The organism is Phreatobacter sp. GW821-FHT04C01, assembly GCF_059420385.1.
Genome location: NZ_JBWKTP010000004.1, coordinates 478490 through 499087, shown reverse-complemented (window position 1 = coordinate 499087; position 20598 = coordinate 478490). Strand labels below are relative to the sequence as shown.

Annotated in this window: 17 protein-coding genes; 5 read left to right on the top strand and 12 right to left on the bottom strand. The window is 67.5% G+C overall.

Going from position 1 to position 20598, the window contains the following annotated elements; genetic code table 11:
• Positions 1-32: 32 nt before the first annotated feature.
• Positions 33-320 (bottom strand): hypothetical protein, encoded by a 288-nt coding sequence (locus AC07WJ_RS18215; protein ID WP_494936032.1) that lies wholly within the window; start codon positions 318-320, stop codon positions 33-35.
• A gap of 164 nt (positions 321-484) precedes the next feature.
• Between AC07WJ_RS18215 and AC07WJ_RS18210 the strand changes: the two genes are divergently transcribed.
• Positions 485-805, top strand: coding sequence for a hypothetical protein (locus tag AC07WJ_RS18210; protein WP_494936031.1), 321 nt, complete (start codon positions 485-487; stop codon positions 803-805).
• 97 nt (positions 806-902) lie between these two features.
• On the opposite strand, the gene AC07WJ_RS18205 is transcribed toward AC07WJ_RS18210, so the two are convergent.
• The 3 genes from AC07WJ_RS18205 to AC07WJ_RS18195 are packed head-to-tail and all read right to left on the bottom strand — an operon-like array spanning position 903 to position 3309.
• Entirely contained in the window at positions 903-2084 is a 1182-nt protein-coding gene (locus AC07WJ_RS18205) for a GNAT family N-acetyltransferase (RefSeq protein ID WP_494936030.1), read from the bottom strand.
• Positions 2085-2095: 11 nt separating this feature from the next.
• Positions 2096-2851: a glycerophosphodiester phosphodiesterase family protein gene (locus AC07WJ_RS18200; protein ID WP_494936029.1), complete on the bottom strand. Its 756-nt coding sequence runs from the start codon at positions 2849-2851 to the stop codon at positions 2096-2098.
• Entirely contained in the window at positions 2851-3309 is a 459-nt protein-coding gene (locus tag AC07WJ_RS18195) for a RidA family protein (RefSeq protein ID WP_494936028.1), read from the bottom strand. Before AC07WJ_RS18195 ends, AC07WJ_RS18200 begins: the two co-directional genes overlap by 1 nt.
• Positions 3310-3473: 164 nt before the next feature.
• On the opposite strand from AC07WJ_RS18195, the gene AC07WJ_RS18190 reads away from it, so the two are divergent.
• The gene (locus tag AC07WJ_RS18190) at positions 3474-4301 is read left to right on the top strand and encodes a cell envelope integrity EipB family protein (RefSeq protein WP_494936027.1); all 828 of its coding nucleotides are present in this window, start codon (positions 3474-3476) and stop codon (positions 4299-4301) included.
• 333 nt (positions 4302-4634) lie between these two features.
• Here AC07WJ_RS18190 and AC07WJ_RS18185 read toward each other — a convergent pair whose 3' ends face one another.
• Both AC07WJ_RS18185 and AC07WJ_RS18180 read right to left on the bottom strand, forming a co-directional pair.
• Complete coding sequence (locus AC07WJ_RS18185) at positions 4635-5897, bottom strand: DNA polymerase IV (RefSeq protein WP_494936026.1); 1263 nt, start codon at positions 5895-5897, stop codon at positions 4635-4637.
• A 138-nt stretch (positions 5898-6035) separates the two neighbouring features.
• Positions 6036-6338 carry a DUF3572 domain-containing protein gene (locus AC07WJ_RS18180; protein WP_494936025.1) on the bottom strand — a complete coding sequence of 101 codons (303 nt, stop codon included), beginning with the start codon at positions 6336-6338 and terminating at the stop codon, positions 6036-6038.
• Positions 6339-6432: 94 nt separating this feature from the next.
• Between AC07WJ_RS18180 and AC07WJ_RS18175 the strand changes: the two genes are divergently transcribed.
• The 3 genes from AC07WJ_RS18175 to AC07WJ_RS18165 all read left to right on the top strand — a co-directional run bounded on the left by AC07WJ_RS18175 (position 6433) and on the right by AC07WJ_RS18165 (position 9602).
• Positions 6433-6804, top strand: coding sequence for a response regulator (locus AC07WJ_RS18175; protein WP_494936024.1), 372 nt, complete (start codon positions 6433-6435; stop codon positions 6802-6804).
• Between the two features lie 19 nt (positions 6805-6823).
• Positions 6824-8197 (top strand): PleD family two-component system response regulator, encoded by a 1374-nt coding sequence (locus tag AC07WJ_RS18170; RefSeq protein WP_494936023.1) that lies wholly within the window; start codon positions 6824-6826, stop codon positions 8195-8197.
• A gap of 490 nt (positions 8198-8687) precedes the next feature.
• Complete coding sequence (locus AC07WJ_RS18165) at positions 8688-9602, top strand: hypothetical protein (RefSeq protein WP_494936022.1); 915 nt, start codon at positions 8688-8690, stop codon at positions 9600-9602.
• 101 nt (positions 9603-9703) lie between these two features.
• Here the strand turns inward: AC07WJ_RS18165 and rpmG are convergent, their stop codons facing one another.
• The 6 genes from rpmG to AC07WJ_RS18135 all read right to left on the bottom strand — a co-directional run bounded on the left by rpmG (position 9704) and on the right by AC07WJ_RS18135 (position 20581).
• The gene (gene rpmG / locus AC07WJ_RS18160) at positions 9704-9871 is read right to left on the bottom strand and encodes a 50S ribosomal protein L33 (RefSeq protein WP_137100729.1); all 168 of its coding nucleotides are present in this window, start codon (positions 9869-9871) and stop codon (positions 9704-9706) included.
• A 109-nt stretch (positions 9872-9980) separates the two neighbouring features.
• Positions 9981-11438 carry a siroheme synthase CysG gene (cysG, locus tag AC07WJ_RS18155; RefSeq protein WP_494936251.1) on the bottom strand — a complete coding sequence of 486 codons (1458 nt, stop codon included), beginning with the start codon at positions 11436-11438 and terminating at the stop codon, positions 9981-9983.
• 59 nt (positions 11439-11497) lie between these two features.
• Positions 11498-13111 (bottom strand): sulfite reductase subunit alpha, encoded by a 1614-nt coding sequence (locus AC07WJ_RS18150; RefSeq protein WP_494936021.1) that lies wholly within the window; start codon positions 13109-13111, stop codon positions 11498-11500.
• Positions 13108-14913, bottom strand: a complete 1806-nt coding sequence (locus AC07WJ_RS18145) for a NirA family protein (RefSeq protein ID WP_494936020.1) — start codon at positions 14911-14913, stop codon at positions 13108-13110. Before AC07WJ_RS18145 ends, AC07WJ_RS18150 begins: the two co-directional genes overlap by 4 nt.
• Before the next feature lie 1955 nt (positions 14914-16868).
• On the bottom strand, positions 16869-19049 hold the full coding sequence (mdoH, locus tag AC07WJ_RS18140) for a glucans biosynthesis glucosyltransferase MdoH (protein WP_494936019.1): 2181 nt from the start codon (positions 19047-19049) through the stop codon (positions 16869-16871).
• Positions 19025-20581, bottom strand: a complete 1557-nt coding sequence (locus AC07WJ_RS18135) for an OpgD/OpgG family glucan biosynthesis protein (protein WP_494936018.1) — start codon at positions 20579-20581, stop codon at positions 19025-19027. The genes mdoH and AC07WJ_RS18135 overlap by 25 nt, the downstream gene beginning before the upstream one ends.
• Positions 20582-20598 lie beyond the last annotated feature (17 nt).

Here is a 20598-nt window from a genome sequence, read left to right as displayed (position 1 = left end):
GACACGGGGCAGCGCCGGCCATGCGATTGCGCTCACCAATAGTAGCGGCGGCGCCAATAGCGGCGACGGCGATAATAATAGGGGCGACGCCAGTAATAGCGACGGCGCCAGTAGCGCCGGCGGCGATAATACCAATATTGCATTTCGCGCGGCTCGCCCGCGGCCCGGCCAGGGCCATCGGTGGCCGGCGCCGGCGACACTGAAACATCGGCAGGGGTTTCCGCCGGTAGCGGCAGGGCGGTCCGCGCTTCGGCTTTCTGGGTTGCGACGACCGCGAGGCCTCCAGCGGCCAGCGCCAGGAATGAGCGACGGTGCAGCATCTCGATTCCTCCAGGACAGGATGATCAAGCTTCCCGAGCGTCGGATCCGGGGGCATCCCGTGCGCGCCTCGGGGTCTTTCCTCTGTACGTCTGAGGCAATCAACTGGTTCCGTCCCGGGCACTCGCGGGGAGTGCCCGGGCGGCGTGTTTATCGGTCAGTGGCGATGACGGTGCGGCCGGGCAGCGGGATGACGGTGATGGCGATGGCGCGGGGGGACCCGGTGCGAATGCCGGTGGCGCGGATGGCGGGACGGGCGGCCGTGGCGGTGGCCGTCATGGCGCTGCATCTCGACGGCTTCACCGGGAGCCGCGGCCTCGGCCGGCGCGGCCGGAGCAACCGGCGCCGCAGCGATCGGGTGAGCCTCGGCGGCCTTGCTGCCGGCAACGGCCGCGACGGCGACACCGCCGATCAGGGTTGCGAAGAAAGCGCGACGATCCAACATGGAAATCTCCTTGGGCATGACGTGGCCGGACGACCCGACTGACATGCACAATGGCCCGGCCAATCTGAACTGCCGATATCGCCGCGTTTAGCTGCCGTTCAGAAATGCCGCCAGGGCGATTCGCCGCCGGGTTCCGCCGTCACTCGGTCTCGGCCTCGGCCTTGCGAAACGGCCCCAGCGCGTCGAGTTCGTCGATGGCGGAAGCGACATAACTGCGCTCGCGCGTCAGGTAATCGTCGACGGCGCGGCGGAGGCCGCGATCGGTGATGAAATGGGCCGAATGGGTTTCCACCGGCCGATAGCCGCGGGCGAGCTTATGCTCGCCCTGGGCGCCGGCTTCGACGCGCTGCAGGCCCGCCGCGATGGCATGCTCGATGGCCTGGTAATAACAAACCTCGAAATGCAGGAAGGGGTGCTCCTCGACGCAGCCCCAGTGCCGGCCGTAAAGCACGTCCCGGCCGATGAAGTTGATCGCGCCGGCAATGTAGCGACCGTCGCGCTCGGCCATGATCAAGAGAATGCGGTCGGCCATCCGCTGGCCGATCAGCGAGAAGAACGAGCGGGTCAGGTAGGGCCGGCCCCATTTGCGTGAGCCGGTGTCCATGTAGAAGGCGAAAAAAGCGTCCCAGACGTCCTCGGTCAGCTCGGCGCCGGTCAGCCGCCGGATGGTGATGCCGCGCCCTTCCAGCGCCTCGCGCCGCTCGCGCCGGATCACCTTGCGCTTGCGCGACGACAAGGCCGCCAGGAACGCCTCGAAATCGGCATAACCGGCATTCTCGAAATGGAACTGGGTGTCGGCGCGCTGCAGGTAGCCGGCAAGCCCCAGCAGGTCCCACTCCTCCTTGGTGCAGAACGTGACATGCAGCGACGACACGCCGCGTTGCAGCGCGACCTGCGCCGCGCCGGCCGCGAGCGCCGTCTGCACGCTGTCGCGATCCGGCCCGGCCCGCACCAGCAAGCGCCGCCCGGTCGCCGGCGTGAACGGCACGCTCGCCTGCAGCTTGGGGTAATAGCGGCCGCCGGCGCGCTCATAGGCTTCGGCCCAACCCTGGTCGAAGACATATTCACCACGCGAATGGCTCTTCAGGTAACAGGGCATCACCGCCTGGGTCACGCCCGCCTGGTCTTCCAGCACCAGATGGTGGCCGAGCCAGCCGGTGGCACGGACCGCCGAGCCCGATTCTTCGAGCGACAGGAAGAAGGCGTGGTCGAGAAACGGGTCCACCGCGCCGGTCTCATCGGCGGCGCAGGCATTCCAGTCGGCTGCGGCGATCTCGGCGAGGCGCGAGACGATGCGAATGGTGAAGGGCGGGGCGCTCATCGGCGGCTATTCTAAGCCCGATATCCCTCGAACGTCACTTGGTCGGCATGGCGACTGGCGTTCAAACGGTCGTCATCGCTGCGCACCGTCCAGCAGATCACCGGCCGTCGCAGCGCGCTGCGGAACAGCACGGTCGCCGCATTGGGCATATCGGCGATCTTCCACGACAGGAAATGCGGATCGGTGGCCGGAAAATGCGTCAGCGCCGCGAGATCCCGCTTCACGTCGCGCTCGACCGCCGTCAGATGCGGCCGCTGATAATCGGATTCGGCGACGATGCCGCGCACCAGGCCGGGCGCATTGTCCTTCAGCCAGGCGATCGGGGCGGGGTCGAAGGACATCAGCGCCAGCGGCCCGCGATAGGCCGCGGCCAGTTCCGCGACGCGCCGGGTCAGGCCGAGCTTGCCGTCGAATTCCGACTTGATCTCGACGACCAGCGGCACCTGGCCGGCGACCAGGTCGAAAAGCTCCGGCAAGGTCAACATGCGCTCGGTGGTGGCCTTGAAGCGAACCGCCTTCAAGGCCTCGGCCGGGCGCGCGTCGACGCGCCCGGTTTCGACGGTCAGCCGGTCGAGCGTATGGTCGTGGAACACCACGGCCTCGCCATCCGCGCTCGGCTGCACGTCGCATTCGATGGCGTAGTTGCCCGCGACCGCCGCCGAGAAGGCGGCGGGGCAGTTTTCGATCACGCCGGCGGCCGCGTCATGCAGGCCGCGATGGGCGATCGGCCGCGCCGTCAGCCAGCCAAGATCCTGCGACGCCGCCATCAGGCGACCTCGACCAGCGCCTCGACTTCGACCGCGGCATTGACCGGCAGGGCGGCGACGCCGACGGTGGAACGGGCATGCCGGCCCTTGTCGCCGAACACCTCGACCATCAGGTCGGAGGCGCCGTTCATGACCTTCGGACCGTCGACGAAATCGGGCGTGCAATTGATGAAGCCGCCGAGCCGGACGATGCGCACGACATTGTCGAGATTGCCGACCGCCGCCTGGATCTGGGCGAGCACGTTGATGGCGGACTGGCGCGCCGCCTTCTGGCCGTCCTCGATCGACACGCCGCCGCCGAGCTTGCCGGCCATCAGGCCATCCGGCCCGAGCGAAATCTGGCCTGACACGACGAGCGTATTGCCGGTGCGCACGAAGGGCACGTAATTGGCGATCGGCGCGACCGGGGTCGGCAGGGTGATGCCGAGTTCGGCGAGGCGTTTGGCAATGACCGACATGGCGGATCCTTGGCGCTTCAGGACGGGAGGATTGGCGCCGGAACGTGCCCCAAGGCGATCGGCGGCGCAAGGCGGCCGAAACGCGACACATCCATGCCGCGTTGTCGCCTCCGATCCGCCCTCCTATGCTGGGCATTCGGACCCTTGAGTCCTGGAGCCGCCTCATGACCGCTTTCCGCCCGCTCGCGCTTGCCGTCGCAGCTTTTCTGTTCAGCGCGCCGCTGGAGGCCGCGCGGGCCGCGGAACCGGTGCTGACGCCGCATCGCGGTGTCTATGACCTGGCGCTCGACAACCGCCGTCCGGCGCGTGGCATTGACACCGCGCGCGGCCGGATCCTGTTCGAGACCAATGGCAATGTCTGCGAGGGCTATTCGACCAGCTTCCGCCAGGTGGTCGAGCTGGTGGTCAATGGTAACCAGGTCGTGATGGACGTGCGCACCGCCAATTTCGAGGAAGGCGACGGCACCGCCTTCCGCTTCACCTCGCGCTCGACGGAGAACGGCGCGCCGCGCGACGAGACCGACGGCAATGCGACGCGGGCCGCCGGCGCGATCCGCATCGCGGTGACCAAGCCGCGTCCGGTCAATTCCGAGATCGACGGCGCGACCATCTTCCCGACCGAACATCTGCGCCGCATCATCGACGCGGCGCGCGCCGGCCAGCCGATTCTCGAGGTCAAGGTCTATGACGGCGCCGAGACCGGCGTGAAGCTCTACAATTCCACCGCGGTGATCGGCCGGCGCATCGAACCCGGCGCCGGCACCGTCGAGGAGGCCGCGCGCGACCCGCGGCTGATGGGGCTTGCCCGCTGGCCGGTGACGATCAGCTATTTCGAGGCCGGCAAGGAAAGCGCGACGCCGGCCTATTCGATCGCCTTCGAACTCTATGAAAACGGCGTGTCGCGCCAGCTGGTGGTCAATTACGGCGAGTTCTCGCTGCGCGGCACCCTGACCCGGATCGACTGGCTGAGCGAAAACGCCTGCAACAGGTGAGCCGAGACGGGCAGGGCGGCTGAGACCGGTCAAGCTCTTGCTTCGGCTCGAGCGACTGCCGGAGTATCTCTACGTCACCCCCGGCGAGCCGGAGCAGAAGCTCTTGCTTCTGCGGAGGCGAGGGAAGGGGGTCCAGGGGTTGCAGGGCAGGGTCCTCGCCACGGCGAAACCGGCAAGACGGCGTCACTTGCGGGGGCAATTTCATGCGCGGAAAGCCTGGCCTGTCGACCCCTAGATCCCCTTCCCCTCGGCTTCGCCTCGGCCGGGGATGACGTATGGGGCTGCGGTGAGGTCGCGGAGAACCGTCACCGTTGTCTCATCGAGCCCCATTCCTCAATCATCCAGCGTGATGCCCTTGACCACCGCCGCCTTGCCGAACTTGGCACGCAGCGCGTCGACCGCGCCTTCGACCTTGACGTTGCGGGCGATCGAGGTGTCGACGAGGTCGGCCGGGTCCGCCTTGTCGAGGCCGGCCAGATCCGACAGGCCGATGCCGATCAGCCGGTAGGCCGTGCCGTCGGCCTCCTTCATCAGCATCTCGCGGCCGACCTCGAACAGGCGGGCGGCGAGCACGGTCGGCGAGCCGAGCGCGCGTGACCGCGTGCGCAGCTTGAAATCGGCGCTCTTCAGCTTGAGCGTCACCGTCGAGCCGGAAAAGCCCTGCGCCTTCATGCGTGCCGACACCTTTTCGCAGAGCGGGAACAGGCGCTTCTCCAGGACGCGCGCGTCGCGCACATCCAGGTCGAAGGTGGTCTCGGCCGAGACCGACTTGGTCTCCTCGTCGGGCGACACCTTGCGGTCGTCGATGCCGCGGGAAAGCCGCGCCAGCCGGAGCCCCATGGCGCCGTAGCGGCGCATCAATTCGGCCTCGTCGAAGCGCCGGAGGTCGGCGATCCGCTTCAGGCCGTCGCGCTCCAGCGTCTCCTGCAGGGCGCGCCCGACGCCCCAGATCATCGAGACCGGCCGGGCGCCCAGGAACTCCAGCGTCTCGGCCCGGCCGATGACGGCGAAACCGCGCGGCTTGTCGAGGTCGGAGGCGATCTTGGCGAGGAACTTGTTATGCGACAGCCCGACCGAAATGGTGATGCCCACAGCGCGCTCGACCGATTTGGCGAAGCGGGCGAGCACCAGGGCAGGGGCCGCGCCGTGCAGCCGCTCGGTTCCGGTCAGGTCGAGAAAGGCCTCGTCGATCGACAGCGGCTCGACCAGCGGCGTCAGCGCGCGCATGGCCTCGCGCACCTCGTGGCCGACACGGGCATATTTTTCCATGTTGGGCCGGATCACCACGGCTTCCGGGCAGAGCTCCAGCGCCTTGAACATCGGCATGGCCGAGCGCACGCCGTGGATGCGCGCCACGTAGCAGCAGGTCGAGACGACGCCGCGCTTGCCGCCGCCGACGATCAGCGGCTTGTCGGCGAGGGAAGGGTCGTCACGCTTCTCGATCGCGGCATAAAAGGCGTCGCAGTCGATATGGGCGATCGACAGGCTGTCCAGCTCGGCATGGCGGACCAGGCGCGGCGACCCGCAGGCCGCGCAGCGTGCGACCGGCGGCGCGAGCGCCGTGAAACAGTCGCGGCAGAAGGCGAGCGTGGCCATCGGGCGATTCTGGACCTCGGCCCAAGATGCGGCAAGGGAATGATGCGGCAAGGGAATGCTGCGGCAAGGAGATATTGCGGCTGGCGCGCGCAAGTGGAGACTGGCGGCGGAACCTGCTAGGATCGATCCGATCCAGTTTCAGGCGAAGCCACGCTCCCACGGCACCGCGCCGAGCGCGTGGGCCGCGCGCACGACCGCCTCGGGTTTCAGGTTTTCGTTGGCGGCGAAGGCCAGCAGGAGCGGTTCGTCGCTCATCAGGTAGTCCATGACGGCCGCCAGGAAGCCGGGCTGGCCGGCGGCGTCGCGGATCGCGCCGGCATCGATGCCGGCCAGCGCCAGGAAGCGCTCCAGCCGGTCCGGCTCGGCCGCCAGGAAGCCCAGTGCCTGCACGGCCACCGCTTCGGCCGCCTGCCGTCCGCCATCGTCATGACGTCGCGCCATGGTTTGCCTTTCTGAAAGGAATCCCGGGTAGCTTGTGTCTCATCCATCAAGGTCCGGCAACCATGCCGCACCTGCCGGTGATACGGATCCGTTTATGTCCAAGACAGTCATGATCGTGGAAGACAACGAGCTCAATATGAAGCTCTTCCATGATCTTCTGGAAGCCAATGGCTATCAGACCATCCAGACGCGCAACGGCACCGAGGCGCTGGCGCTGGCCCGCAGCCACCGGCCCGACCTGATTCTCATGGATATCCAGCTGCCCGAGGTCTCCGGGCTGGATGTCACCCGCTGGATCAAGGAAGACGAGACGATCAAGCATATCCCGGTCATCGCGGTCACCGCCTTCGCCATGAAGGGCGACGAGGAACGGATCCGCGCCGGCGGCTGCGAGGCCTATCTGTCGAAACCCATCTCGGTGGCGAAATTCATCGAAACCGTCCGCCATTTCTTAGGCGCGGCCTGACAGCCGAGGAAGCAACACCATGACCGCGCGGGTCCTTGTAGTTGACGACATCCTGGCGAATGTGAAGCTGCTCGAGGCACGCCTTTCCGCCGAATATTTCGACGTGATCACCGCCATGTCCGGGCCGGAGGCGCTGTCGATCTGCGAACGTGCCCAGTGCGACATCGTGCTGCTCGACGTGATGATGCCCGACATGGACGGCTTCGAGGTCTGCCGCCGGCTGAAGGCCAATCCGGCGACCCAGCATATCCCGGTCATCATGGTCACCGCGCTCGACCAGCCGTCCGACCGGGTCAAGGGCCTGGAGGCCGGCGCCGACGATTTCCTGACCAAGCCGGTCAACGATCTCGCCCTGGTGACGCGGGTGCGCTCGCTGGTCCGGCTGAAGATGGTCCAGGACGAGCTGCGCATGCGCGCCGTGACCTCGAAAGAGATCGGCATGCGCGATCCCCTGGTCGAGGCGGTCGCCGACACCGGTCTCAACGGCCGCGTCCTGGTGGTCGACGACCGGGCTTCGTCCTACGACCGGATCGTCCAGGCGCTGCGCAACCAGCAGCATGTCGATGTCGAGCCGCGAGCTCAGGAGGCGCTGTTCCGCGCCGCCGAAGGCGAATACGACCTGGTCATGGTGTCGCTGGGTCTCGCCGATTTCGACCCTCTGCGGTTGTGTTCCCAGATTCGCTCGCTCGACCGTACGCGCGGCCTGCCGATACTGGTCATTGCCGAGCCCGAAGACGACGCCCGGCTGATGCGCGGCCTGGATATCGGGGTGAACGACTATCTGATGCGGCCGATCGACCGCAACGAGATGTCGGCCCGCATCCGCACCCAGGTCCGCAAGAAGCGCTACACCGAGCGGCTGCGCGACAATGTCCAGCAGTCCATGGAAATGGCGATCACCGACGGCCTGACCGGCCTGCATAATCGCCGCTACATGGAAAGCCATCTCGGTACCCTGGTCGAACAGGCCGCGATGCGCGGCAAGCCGCTGTCGGTGCTGATCCTCGACATCGACTTCTTCAAGTCGGTCAACGACACCTACGGCCACGATGCCGGCGACGAGGTGTTGCGGGAATTCGCCGCGCGGGTGCGCAAGAATGTCCGCGGCATCGATCTCGCCTGCCGCCTCGGCGGCGAGGAATTCGTCGTCATCATGCCGGATACCGATGCCGGCGTCGCCTCGATCGTCGCCGAGCGCATCCGCGCCCGGGTCGCCGGCGAGCCGTTCCCGATCCACAAAGGTGCCCGCGCCATCGACATCACCGTGTCGATCGGCATGGCCCAGCGCCGGACGAGCGATGACGGCGCAGAGGTCGTGGTCAAGCGTGCCGACCAGGCGCTCTACCGGGCCAAGCGCGACGGCCGCAACCGGGTTGTGCTCGACGCGGCGTGACGCGCCTCATCGAGCCACGATTCGGTTGCGGCGCGATGAGCGTCGCCTGAGCCTGGCCGTAAACCACGTCCCTTTAGGTTAAGAGAAGCTTTACGGCGCCTGACCGCCCGGTTTCGTTGTAGCCGCGCCACCCCTCGGTTAGGTTCACGGCAGATCGGATCCATCGTCCTCCAGTCAAGCGAAGACATGATCCGTTTCGCCGGGTTCCTATACCCTGCGGAGTGCTCAGGTCCGCCGCATTTCCTGGGTCCGTAGGGTCGGCCGGTCGGGTCCGATGGGGATGGCCTCTCCGCATCGATGATAGCCCGGCCGGCCACCACACCCGGCGGCATCCAATCCCCTGAAGCCCGATCACGTATCGCAGATGAGCCCAAGCCAATGCGGCTGGTCACGTAACGGAAGTTGCGCCAGTCTGGTCGTGCATGAGCCGTCCGGGCCGCACGCGCCGGTCTTTCGCGACGCGCTGGTCAATTCGATGCACAGGTGCAGCTTGCGGCGACGCCTCATCCTTCCCGGCCTTATCCTCGGCGTCCTTGCCGTCGCAGCGACCGCCCGCTTCGCCACGGCCGCGCCGACCGCGTCACCGGCGGCCGAAACTGCCGCCAGCCCCGGCCAGGTGGCCGCCCAGCGCCGGCTCGACCTGCTCTGGCCACAGGTTCTGGCCGAAACCGCGCGTCCCGCGACCTGGGCCGGGCGACGGGTGAGCCATGCGACGTTCGCCGCGGCCGCCCGCCATAGCTCCGACGAGCGCACGGAGATCCTCAACCAGCAGGTCGCCGCGCTTGAAATCGAACTGCGCAATGCCCGCGCGGTCGGCCGGGCGGGGCGCGGCGACGGCGGCTGCTGGGGCAGCGCGTTGCGCAATTGCCGCCCCCTGGCGGGTGGCCGCCTGACCAGCGAGGACGGCGCGATCAATCTCCTCTGGCAGGCCCAGCGTGGCTTCACGCCTGAACAGGGTATGCTGGGCGGCGTGGTGGTGCGCGAGCAGGCGCGCCGCGGCGCCGTCGTTATCGCCTGGTCTTTCGAGGGTTACGACTGGCAGGCGCCGCGCCTGGTCGAGTACCGCGACCACCAGTTTCTCGTCATTGCCGGCCGCCGCGGCGGAATCGGCGGTGGCAATGCCGATCTGCTCTATCGGCGCGACGGCACGGCCTGGCGCGAGATCGACATAGACAGATGGAAGGGCGACCTGCGGGCGCGGCTGCCCTTCGACATCGACGTCATGAAGGCGGTCGACTACGATTTCGCCCGCATGGAGGCGCGCATGTCGCTCTGGCAGCTCGCGGATGCCCGTTGCTGCCCGACCGGCGGAGAGGCGGTGGCGCGTCTCGACCTCGACGGCGACCGCCTGGTCCTGCGTGACCTCAGGCGAATCACGACGGTGGAACTGCCAGCTTCCCGGTGAGGGGCTGCGGGTCGGGCTGCCGGCGGCCGCCCCCGGATACAAAAATGGCCCCGAAACGGGGCCACTTTAATCAGCAAAATCAAGACGATAAGGCTTTCACCTCACTTGATCTTGGCTTCCTTGAACTCGACGTGCTTGCGCGCGACCGGGTCGTACTTCTTCTTCGACAGCTTGTCGGTCATCGTCCGCGAGTTCTTCTTGGTGACATAGAAGAAGCCGGTATCCGCGGTCGAAATGAGTTTAATCTTGATGGTGGCGGCCTTGGCCATGTTCGTCCTCGCGAGAAAAACGTCGCCGAACGATGGGAATAGCAGGCCTATGCCCGCCGCGTCGCCGCCGGCTGATTGGCCGCGGATGTGACAGGTCGGGGCCGCCTTGTCAAGAAAAAGGCGCTGCCGTCAGGCGCGAGGGCGGCGCGAAAGGGCCCGGCATCGCGGACACAGCCGCCACGCCGGCAAGGGCTTCCGCACCGAAGGCTTCGCCATAAAGGATGATCAAGGGACCGGCAAACCGTTCGGCCGCCAGACGCGCGGCGAGCGTCGCGACCGAGGCCCGGACGACGATTTCGTCGACGCGGCTCGCATTGGCCACGGCGACTGCCGGCAGATCCGGTCGCACCCCATGGCGCAGCAGGGTTTCGGCCATGTCGACCCAGGTCTTGCCCGGCATGTAGACGACGGTGGAGGCGGCGGGATCGGCAAGCGCGCGCCAGTCGAGATCCCTGGGCAAAGCGCCGTCACGGCCGTGGCCGGTGACATATTGCAGCCGGCGGGCATGGTCGCGGTGGGTCAGCGACAGGCCGAGGCTCGCCGCCGCGCCCTGGGCCGCCGTGATGCCAGGCACCACCTCGACCGGAATGCCGGCCGCTTCGATCGCGGCGATCTCTTCGCCGGCGCGGCCGAAGATCATCGGGTCACCCGATTTCAGCCGCACGACGCGCCGGCCCTGGCGGGCGAGCGCGATCACCAACTCGTTGATCTCGGCCTGGCTGCAGGAGGGTCCATGACCGCGCTTTCCCGCGCTGATCCGCTGTGCCTCGCGCCGCGCCACGTCGAGAAGGCCTGGCGCCACCAGGTCGTCATGAACGATGACATCGGCCGATTGCAGCGCACGCACCGCCTTCATGGTCAGGAGTTCGGGGTCGCCCGGGCCCGCCCCGACCAGAATCACCCGGCCCGTCGGCGTCTTCAGCGCCGTTTCGGCGGCCTGAACCAAGCTGTCCGCCACGGCCTGGTCGGGCCTCGCGTCCGGCCGATCCAGCGCGATCCGGGAGAACAGCTCCCAGAACCGGCGGCGGGCGTGAAAGGGCAGGCGGCGTGCCTGCACCGTGACGCGCCAGGCCTTGGCGGCCTCCGCCCAGCGCGCCAGGCCTTGCGGCAGGATCGCCTCGATCCGGGTCCGGATGGCCTGGCCGAAGACGGGTGCTGCGCCATCGGTGGATATGCCGATGACCAGGGGCGAACGATTGACGATGCCGCCGAACTGGACGTCGCAGAGATCCGGCTTGTCGACGATATTGACCGGCACGCCGGCGGCGCGGGCGGCATCGCGAAAGGCCCGGGCCTCCGCCGGGTCCTCGATGGCGCCGACCGCCAAGGCGGCTCCAACGAAGGCTTCGGCGGTCCAGCGGCAGCGGTGCAGGGTCACCCTGCCAGCCGGGCAGGCCGCGACCAGCGCCGCCATCTCCGGGCCGGGCGCCTCGGCATGGACCGCGACATCGGCCCCCGCCGCCGCCAGCAGTTCAACCTTCCAGGCCGCCGCGGCATCACCGCCGGCGACGACGGCCCGCCGGCCTGCGAGCTTCAGGAACACCGGCAGCACCGCCAGGGGCGCCATGCGTCCCGCGAGAACCGGTTCGGGGCGGCGCGGTGGGCGAGGGGCTGTCACCGGCGGCCTCAATAGACGTCGGCCTGGTAGCGGCCGGATTTCTTCAGCCCCTGCACGAAGCCGATCGCCTCGTCGACCGAGCGCGCGCCGTGTTTCGCCACCACGTCGACCAGGGCGGCCTCGACATCCCGGGCCATCCGCCTGGCATCGCCGCAAATGTAGAAATGCGCGCCATCGGCCAGCCAGCGCCACAGTTCCATGCCGTTCTCGCGCATGCGGTCCTGGACATAGACCTTGCCGGCGCCGTCGCGCGACCAGGCGAGCGACAGGCGCGACAGCACGCCGGCCTTCTTCATCGCCGCCATCTCTTCGGCGTAAAAGAAGTCGGTGGCCTGGCGCTGGTGGCCATAGAACAGCCAGTTCGGCCCCGGCGCCTTGTCGGCCCAGCGATCCCACAGGAAGGCGCGGAACGGTGCGACCCCGGTGCCCGGGCCGACCATGATCACCGGCGTTTTCGGATCGGCGGGCAGGGCGAAGCCATGGGCGCGCTGGACATAGACCTTCATCGTCTCGCCGAGAGCCGCGCGATCGCCGAGATAGGTCGAGGCAAGCCCGAGCCGGCGGCGCTTGCCGACGACGTAGCGCACCGCATCGACGGTCAGCGAGACACGGCCGGGATTGGCCTTGATCGAGGACGAGATCGAATAGAGCCGCGGCTGCAGCGGCTCGAGCGCTTCGACGAAGGCTTCCGGATGCGGCCTGACGCCGGCAAACTTCTGCAGAACGGCCAGCACGTCGAGGGTTGCGGCATCGCCGTCCGGATCCTCGCCGGTGGCCAGCGCCCGCGCCCTGGCGCGTTGCGCCCCGCCGGTCAGGAAGGAGATCAGCTCGAACAGCGAATCGGGCGCCGGCGCCAGCGAGACGTCTTCGATCAGCACGTCGCGCAGCGCCTTGCCGCGGATTTCAGTGACATGCGATGCGCCCAGCATGGCGATGATCTGGTCGACCAGGCCGAGATCGTTGCGGGCCAACAGTCCGAAGGCATCGCCGACGACATAGTCGAGCCCGCTTTCGCTGAGATCGAACTCGACATGGAAGGTCTCCTTTTCCGAACCTTGCGCGTTGAGCCGCCTGCGGGCGACGAGGCGGGCCTCGACCGGCGCCTCGCGCGACCGGCCGGGCAAGGCAGCCGATGCCGCGGCCGATCCGTGATCGCCGCCGGCCGGCTTCGGCTCCGCCTTGGCCGGCGTGCCAGCCGCCCCGATATCGGGCGCCAGGGCCTTCAGCATGCGCAGCGTCTCCTTGCCGCCGGGCACGCAGAGGTTCAGCCGCTCCTCGGATCGCAGCGCCAGGGCATTGGCATAATCGGCGCAGCTATAGCCGCACTGGCCGCAATCCTGCTGCGCCATGGCGGCCATCAGGCGCGGCGCGATCGGCTTGCCCTCGGCGAGTTGCATGCGCGCGTCGAGCGCCATGGACGGATCGTGCCAGGGCGCGTCGTCGTTCGACGCCAGCGCCGGACCGGCGACATCCGACGGCGCGTCGACAGCGACGGCCCCCGGCGCCCCACCGGGCGCAAGCGCCGCCGAAAAGAAGCCGGACAGCCACATCCGCTGTTCGGGCGAGAACGGCGCGCTGTCGGGAATGAGCGCGAGGATCGGCGTGGCGGCATGGGCGGTCATTCCGCGGCCTCCTTCACGGCGAGCCGCGCCGCGGTGGCGAGCGCCGGCGCCACGAGGTCGTCGAGCGCCTCGACGGCGTGGCGGATGGTGAAGGCCTGGAAGCTCTCATCCGGGCCGTGGCGATAGGCGAGATAGGTCTGGAGCAAGGCCTCGACATGGCGCGGCGCGTCGCTGGCCTTGACGGCCTTCCAGAGCACGCGGCCGATGCGGGCATTCTCGGCGAAGCCGCCGCCCACCGCGATGTCGTAGCCCTCGACCGTGTCGCCGTCCTCGTTGACCGGCACCCGGGCGCCGATCAGGCCGATATCGCCGATATAGTGCTGGGCGCAGGAGTGATGGCAGCCGGTGAGGTGAATATTGACCGGCACGTCGATGGCGAGATGGGCCTCGACATGGTGAGCGATCTCGAGCGCGTGCCGCTTGGTGTCGGCGGCCGCGAACTTGCAGCCGGCACTGCCGGTGCAGGCGACGAGGCCGGTGCGGATCGGACTGACCCGGGTCGACAGGCCCAGCGCGGTGACCGCCGCTTCCGCCGCTGCCACCTTGGCGTCGGGGATGCCGGACAGGATCAGGTTCTGCCAGACGGTGAGGCGGATATCACCGTCGCCCATGGTCCGCGCCAGGCCGGCGAGGCCCTCGGCCTGATCGCGCGTCAGCTTGCCCACAGGCAGCGCCACGCCGATCCAGTTGAGGCCGGCCTGCCTCTGCGCGTGCACCCCGACATGGGCGGCGCGATCGGTCGGCCGGCGCGGCCCGACATGAGCCTCGTCGATCCGATCGAGCTTGCGGCCGAGCTTGGCCTCGATCGCCCCGATGAACGTCTCAAAGCCCCAGGCATCGAGCAGATATTTCAGCCGCGCCTTGTTGCGATTGGAGCGGTCGCCATGGTCGATGAAGACGCGCACGATGGCGTCGGCGACCGCCGTCGCATCCTCAGGCCGGCAGAAGCAGCCGGTCGGCCGCGCGAGATCGGAATGGCCGGAAATGCCGCCGAGCACCAGGCGCATCCAGATCCCGGGCGCGACACCGGCGCCGTCGTGCACCTCGACCGCCTGGAAGCCGATATCATTGGTCTCTTCCAAGGCCGGCGAGACGCCCGCGCCGTCGAACGACACATTGAACTTGCGCGGCAACCCATAGAGCGTGCGGTCGGCCAGGATATGGAAATGCCATTGCCGGCAGAGCGGTCGGGTGTCGATGAGCTCCTGCCCGTCGATACCGGCAAGCGGCGAACCGGTGACGTTGCGGATATTGTCGGCGCCGGAACCCTTGGCGACGATGCCGAGATCCATCAGCTCTTCCAGCAGCGGCTCGGCATGCTCCGGCAGGATCTCGCGCATCTGCAGATTGGCGCGGGTGGTGACGTGCAGGTAGCCGCCGCCGAGACGCTCGGCGAGCGCAGCCGCGCCTTCGAGCTGATGCGCCTTCAGGATGCCGTTTGGCAGCCGCATGCGCAGCATGAAGCTGTCCTGGGCCGGCGCGACGTTGAACAGGCCGAAATAGCGCCAGCGGAAATTGTCGGCTGGCGCCGGCAGCTTGCCGGTCGCGGCGTCCCGGGCGAGCCGCCGATAGGCCTCGAAGGGATGCTGCTCGCGTTTCCACTTCTCCTGGTCGACCAGCTTCTTGCCGGCGGCGACCTGAGCATCCTGCGCGGCGACATGCTCGGCATCCGGCCCGCTGGGGACCGCCGGGCCGCCTTGCGCCGGAGCGCTGCCAAGCCCGCCGACCGCCCGCGACGCGGCCGCGCCCGCTACGAATCCTTCGAGATAGCGCTTCTGGTCCGCGCTGAATTCCTTGGACATCCGATCCCCGTCTGGACAAGCGAGGGGCCGGCGTCATTGGCGGCCGAAAAAGATCAGGATGTCAGAAGCAAGGGAGATGCCAGCAGTCGGGGGAGCCGGGATCGCGTCGCGATATCAACGGCATCACGCTGTTTCCTCACATGCGAGGATAAACCGTGGTGCCATTGTGCCCAGACCAAAAGCGCTCTTCTGCACGATTTTTGTGCAATGCACCAAGGGTGACTGGGAATGGCTTCATGAGCCAAATACCCGGAAGGCAACGCCCGGACCGATGATGATCAGGGCAAGACCGGCTGCCAGCTATCTCAATCCATCGTGGGTATGCGCGCCCGGCAGCACGTTGAGTGGCCGCCCGGCCGGCCGGCCCGGCTGAGATTGGGTGGCGCGCGACCTCATGGCATCCATGCAGTTCCGATAGAACTGGGCGAAACCCGGAAACCGATCCGGAATCGAACCTTCGTAATTGGAGGGCCAACTATGAGACGACACATCGAAAGGGAGATCACGCATCAAGCCGGCGAGCGCTGCGGGCGAGAGCCTGTGCACCGTTCCCTCGATCCAGGATTGACGGATGCCGCCAATCAGAAAGTAAGAGCGTGATCGAGGATAAATTTCCGTCAGGAGCAGTTCGACAGTGCCGTTGGGCTGAACTCGGAATGACACGTCGCTGGCCTGCGGAAGGGGGGGCATTTGTGGGCCGGGCCCCAGCATGCGGCTTCGGTGACGCAGCCTCGTCATATACTCGCTGTTGTTTTGCCTTATCGTGCAGTCGCGGGTTCCGCGGGCGGCGTTCTCGCGCACTGAAATCCATAGCTCCGCAGCTGCGGATGAGCCGGCGGCCAGGAGAATGGCGACTGTCAGACAGGCTCGTTTCACGTCAGGCACTCCTCAAGAATCGCGCGGAACCGATTGACCGGCCGCTGGCCGCCAAGTTGTCATCGTGACACCAAGTCCCTGTCCGGCCAGATCCGCCATAGGCGACGGATCGGTGCGTTCCGCCTGCACGTTCTGCGGCGGCCGGGTCATCAACTGGGCCCGATCTGCTGGCGCAACTCGCGGAAGGTGTCGTCGGCATAGACGAGATCCAGCTTCGAAATGCCCGACCGGCGAATGTAAGCGGGCAGATTTCCTCCGCGCCGTGGCCCAGAGGACATTCGCCCGCGCAGCTTTGCGCCGGCGTCGTCATTATCTTGTACGGTCCGTCCAGAAATCCAATCAGTCGACAACCTGTACCCGGCACACGATGCCGACGCGTGGTCTCATATCGCTACCTCGATACGCCGGGCACAGGCGACACGGGCATCGGGCGTGACGGAGCTTGCTGACTTGCCACCGGCCGTCTCGACGCGGGCGGGGGGGCTGAGTTTCGGGCGCCGACGCAACGGGCATCGTGCTGTGACCTCGGCATACTGACGAAGCCATATTCGGCCATGCACGACCTTGCCGTGGCAACCTCGATCCGGTTGCGAGACATGCCGCGTTGAATCCCCGATGCGGCTGCAGCGGCCAATCCCTCGCCAACGGGGATACCTGCCGTTCCGGCTTCGCCCGCAGCTTCCGCACGGGGCACACAGACCGCCTTTGCTTGCTCGAACATCGCCCGGATCTCCGGGTTTTCGAGCCCCCGTTGGCAATCTATCCGACCCCAAATCTCGCGTTCTTGCGGCGGCTGGTTCGCCGTCTGACACCCGTAGAGCAGTATTGTCGCCAACACGGCGACACCCACTTTCAGCATATCTCCCCCATATGCACTTCGCACCTCGCCCCGGGTACAGGAGAACAATCTTGCAATCAATGCGAGTGGTCGCAAGGCAGTCCGACGAGGCACGCAGCCGTGGAGGCGCCTTGGCAGTTTCTCCGGCTTACCTCAATGCGTCATGGGTCCGTGCGCTGGGCAGGATATTCGTAGGGTGGCTGGCCGGGCGTTCCATGCGCAACGCCAAGACGCAAGCCCCTCACGCCGCCTTCGCCCCACCATCCGGCAGCGCCGCGAGCAGTGCGATCAGCGCGCGGTCGTGCAGCACGAGCACCGTCTCGCGCCCCGACAGCCACTTCCGGGCATCCTCGATCGACTGGGCGTCGGTGAGCTTGGCCTCGGCGATCACCCGGTCGGTGTCGATCCGGCCGCGAACACGCGGCGGCGGCACCTGGATGATCTGCTGATGGATCTCGCGGAAATCGTCGTCGGCATGGACGAGATCCAGCGCCTTGTGCTCCTCCAGGCCGAGCGCCTCGAACTCCTGGCCGAGCCGGAACGCCCGCTCGGCGAGCTCCGGCGGGCGGGTCTCCTCGGGGATCAGCAGCAGGCCGAGCCGCCGGAGCCCCCAGCCGAGACCGGCCGAGGCCGAGGCCCAGGATGTCGGCACCGCCAGCCACAGGCCGATAATGGTCGGCGACATCCAGGCGAAGATGAAGGGCGAGATCGAAAAGGCGGCGATCGCGGCGACCACGCCGAGCAAGGTGTGGCGCCAGTGGCGCGCGATGATCGAACGCAGCGGGATCGAGCCGTCGTCGCGTCGCTGGGTCTTCCAGCCGGTGTCGCGACCCGACAGGATCGAGAACACCGAACCGGCCTGAACCAGCATCATGACCGGCGCCAGCAGCGCCGACAGGAAGATTTCCAGCACCGTCGACAGGGTCAGCCGGATGGCGCCGCCGGAACCGCGCCGCGCCGGACCATTGACCAGGGTGACGAACCAGCCGAACACCTTGGGCGCCAGCAGGATCACCATGGTGAAGATGAACAGGTTGAAGGCGCGTTCGGCGTCGAACACCGGCCAGGCCGGGAACAAGGTGAACTGGTTGGTGAAATATTCCGGGCGGATGAAGGCCGCCTGCAAGGCGAGCAGCAGGCCGACCAGGAGCTGGATCAGCCAGAGCGGGCTCGACACGTAACTCATGATGCCGGTGGCGAGATGCTGGCGCGTCGCCCAATGCAGGCCCTTGGACAGGATGACGCGGGAATGCTGCAGGTTGCCCTGGCACCAGCGCCGGTCGCGGATGGCGAGATCCATCAGCGACGGCGGGCTTTCCTCATAGGAGCCGCCGAGCTGCGGCAGCATGTAGACGGCGTAGCCCCGGCGCCGGATCAGGCCGGCTTCGACGAAGTCATGGCTCAGGATGTGGCCGCCGAAGGGGGGCTTGCCCGGCAGGTCCGGCAGGCCGGCCGAACCGGCGAAGGCCTCCATGCGGATGATGGCGTTGTGGCCCCAGTAATTGCCGTCGCGCCCGGACCAGACCGCAAGGCCCGCCGCGCAAAGCGGTCCGTAGACGCCGGCGGCGAATTGCTGCAGCCGGGCGATCAGCGTGTTGCGGTTGATCAGCCGCGGCAGCGTCTGGATGATGCCGGCGTCCGGATCCTTCTCCATCGCATCGGCAAGCGCCACGATGGTCTCGCCGGTCATCACGCTGTCGGCGTCGAGCACCAGCATATGGGCGTAGTTGCCGCCCCAGGTGGTGACGAAATCGGCGATATTGCCGGCCTTGCGGGCGGTGTTCTTCTGGCGATGGCGATAGTGGATGCCGATGCCGGGCAGCCGCTCGCGCAGCGCCACGAAAGCCCGCTCCTCGGCGATCCAGATATCCGGATCGGTGGTGTCGGACAGGAAGAAGAAGTCGAACGAGGCGGCGTGGCCGGTGGCGATGACGTCCTCGGCGATCGCCTGCACCGTGCCGAACACCCGTCCCGGGCTTTCATTGTAGATCGGCATGACCACGGCGGTGCGCTCGGTCAGGCGGTCGGGCAAGGTCGGCTTGGCGGTAATGCCGTGGCGCAGAAGGTTGCCCATGCCGACGATGCCGCTGGTGAAGGCGAGCGCGATCCAGGAGAAATTGACCACGAACAGGATCATGAACAGCCATTCGAGCAGCGTCACGCCGCCGGCTTCGACCACCTTGTACATCTGGTAGCCGCCGAAGCCGGAGATCGCGGCCATGCCGCCGAAGGTGATCAGGCGCGCGAACCAGGGCGTGCGCCAGCGGTCGGGCGCGGTCAGCGGCCGCTGGTCCTGCTTGCGCCAGACCCGCAACGGCGCCACCGGCATGGCGAGCGGTGCCGGCGGCGGCATGGCGCCCCTGTCCCGCGCCAGCGGCGGCAGGCTGATTTGATCCGTCAGGGCGTCCATCGATAGAGCCATGTCTCGCTTTGCGCTTGCCCGTCGCGTTCCAGCACGAGCCTCAGTTCCACTTGATTAGCAGCCTCGGGGTCAAGTTCGAAGCCGACGCGGTAAAGTCTCAGTTCCGGCACGAACCGGCCGTCGACATTGCCGACCCGGCCGCGCTGCGTGGTGAGATTGGGTTTCAGGCCGGCGCCACGGGTCGGATCGGCGAATTCCTCCGCGGTGAAATCGACCATGAAACGCCGCCGCCGGCCGCCCGAACCGCGCCCCGTGCGGGTGGCGACGACGTAAGGCTGAGCCGGTCGTTCCGGCGGCGACCAGCACCAGTGCATCCGGTAGGTGAAGGCATGTTCGCCGCCTTTGGCGAGCGGTGTCCGCGGCCGCCAATAGGCCAGGATATTGCGGTTCATCTCGTCGTTGACCGGGATTTCCATGAGCTGCACCTGGCCCTGGCCCCAGTCGCCGAGCGGCTCGATCCAGACGCTCGGCCGGCGTTCGAACCGCGCGTCGAGATCGTTGAACGCCTCGAAGCGGCGGTCGCGCTGCAGCAGCCCGAACCCCTTGGGGTTCTGGTCGACGAAAGCCGAGATCTGCAGGGTGTCGGGATTGTGCATGGGCCGCCAGACCCACTCACCATTGCCGTTCCACATTTGCAGGCCGTTGATGTCGTGGACGGCGCTGCGCACGTCGTCGACATTGTTGCGGTCATTCGGCGCGAACAGGAAATTGGCGGTCAGCGGCGCGATGCCGACATGGCCGAGGTCGACGCGCGGGAACAGGGTCACCTCGACGTCGCAGACGGTGATGTCGCCCGGCCGCAGCGCGAATCGATAGAGCCCGGTGACGCTGTCGGAATCGAGCAGCGCATGGATCACCAGATTGGTCGCGCCGATTCCCGGCCGCTCGATCCAGAAGGCGCGGAACGAGGGGAATTCCTCACCTTGCGCTTCCGCGACGTTCAGCATCAGGCCGCGGGCCTGCAGCCCGAAGGTCTGGCCCCGGGCGATGGCGCGAAAGAAGCTCGCACCCTGAAAGGTCAGGACCTCGTTCATCTGGTCCGGCCGGTTCAGCGGCGCGAAGGCCTGAAAGCCGGTGAAGGGCAGGGCGGCATCGGCCGGCAGCGGCGGCACGCTGCCATAGTCGAACAGGTCGGCCGAGAAGCGCTGGTCCTTGATGATGCCGCTTTCGACCGTGCGGATCGCCACCGGCGTGGTGAAGACATTGCCCGGTGCCAGCAGGTCCAAGGCGAAGCCGCGGTTCTCGCCGGCCCAAAGCCGCTTGTCCGGCTTGAACTGGATCTGGCGATATTGCTCCAGCGTCAGCTGGGTCAGGGCCCGCGGAATATCGGCGCGCGGCGCCTGGTAGGGCGCCTTCGACACCTCCCGGGCAAAGTCCAGCAGCGCCTGGCGCGACACCGGCTGACCGTCGGACACCGCCGCGGCCGCGACCTGAAGCGGCGACGGCGCGGTTTGCGCGGCGGCGGGACGAGCGAGCATGGCAAGCGCCGGGGCGGCCATCAAGGTCTCGAGAAAATCACGGCGGCTAGGCATGTCAGGGGCGCTTTGGT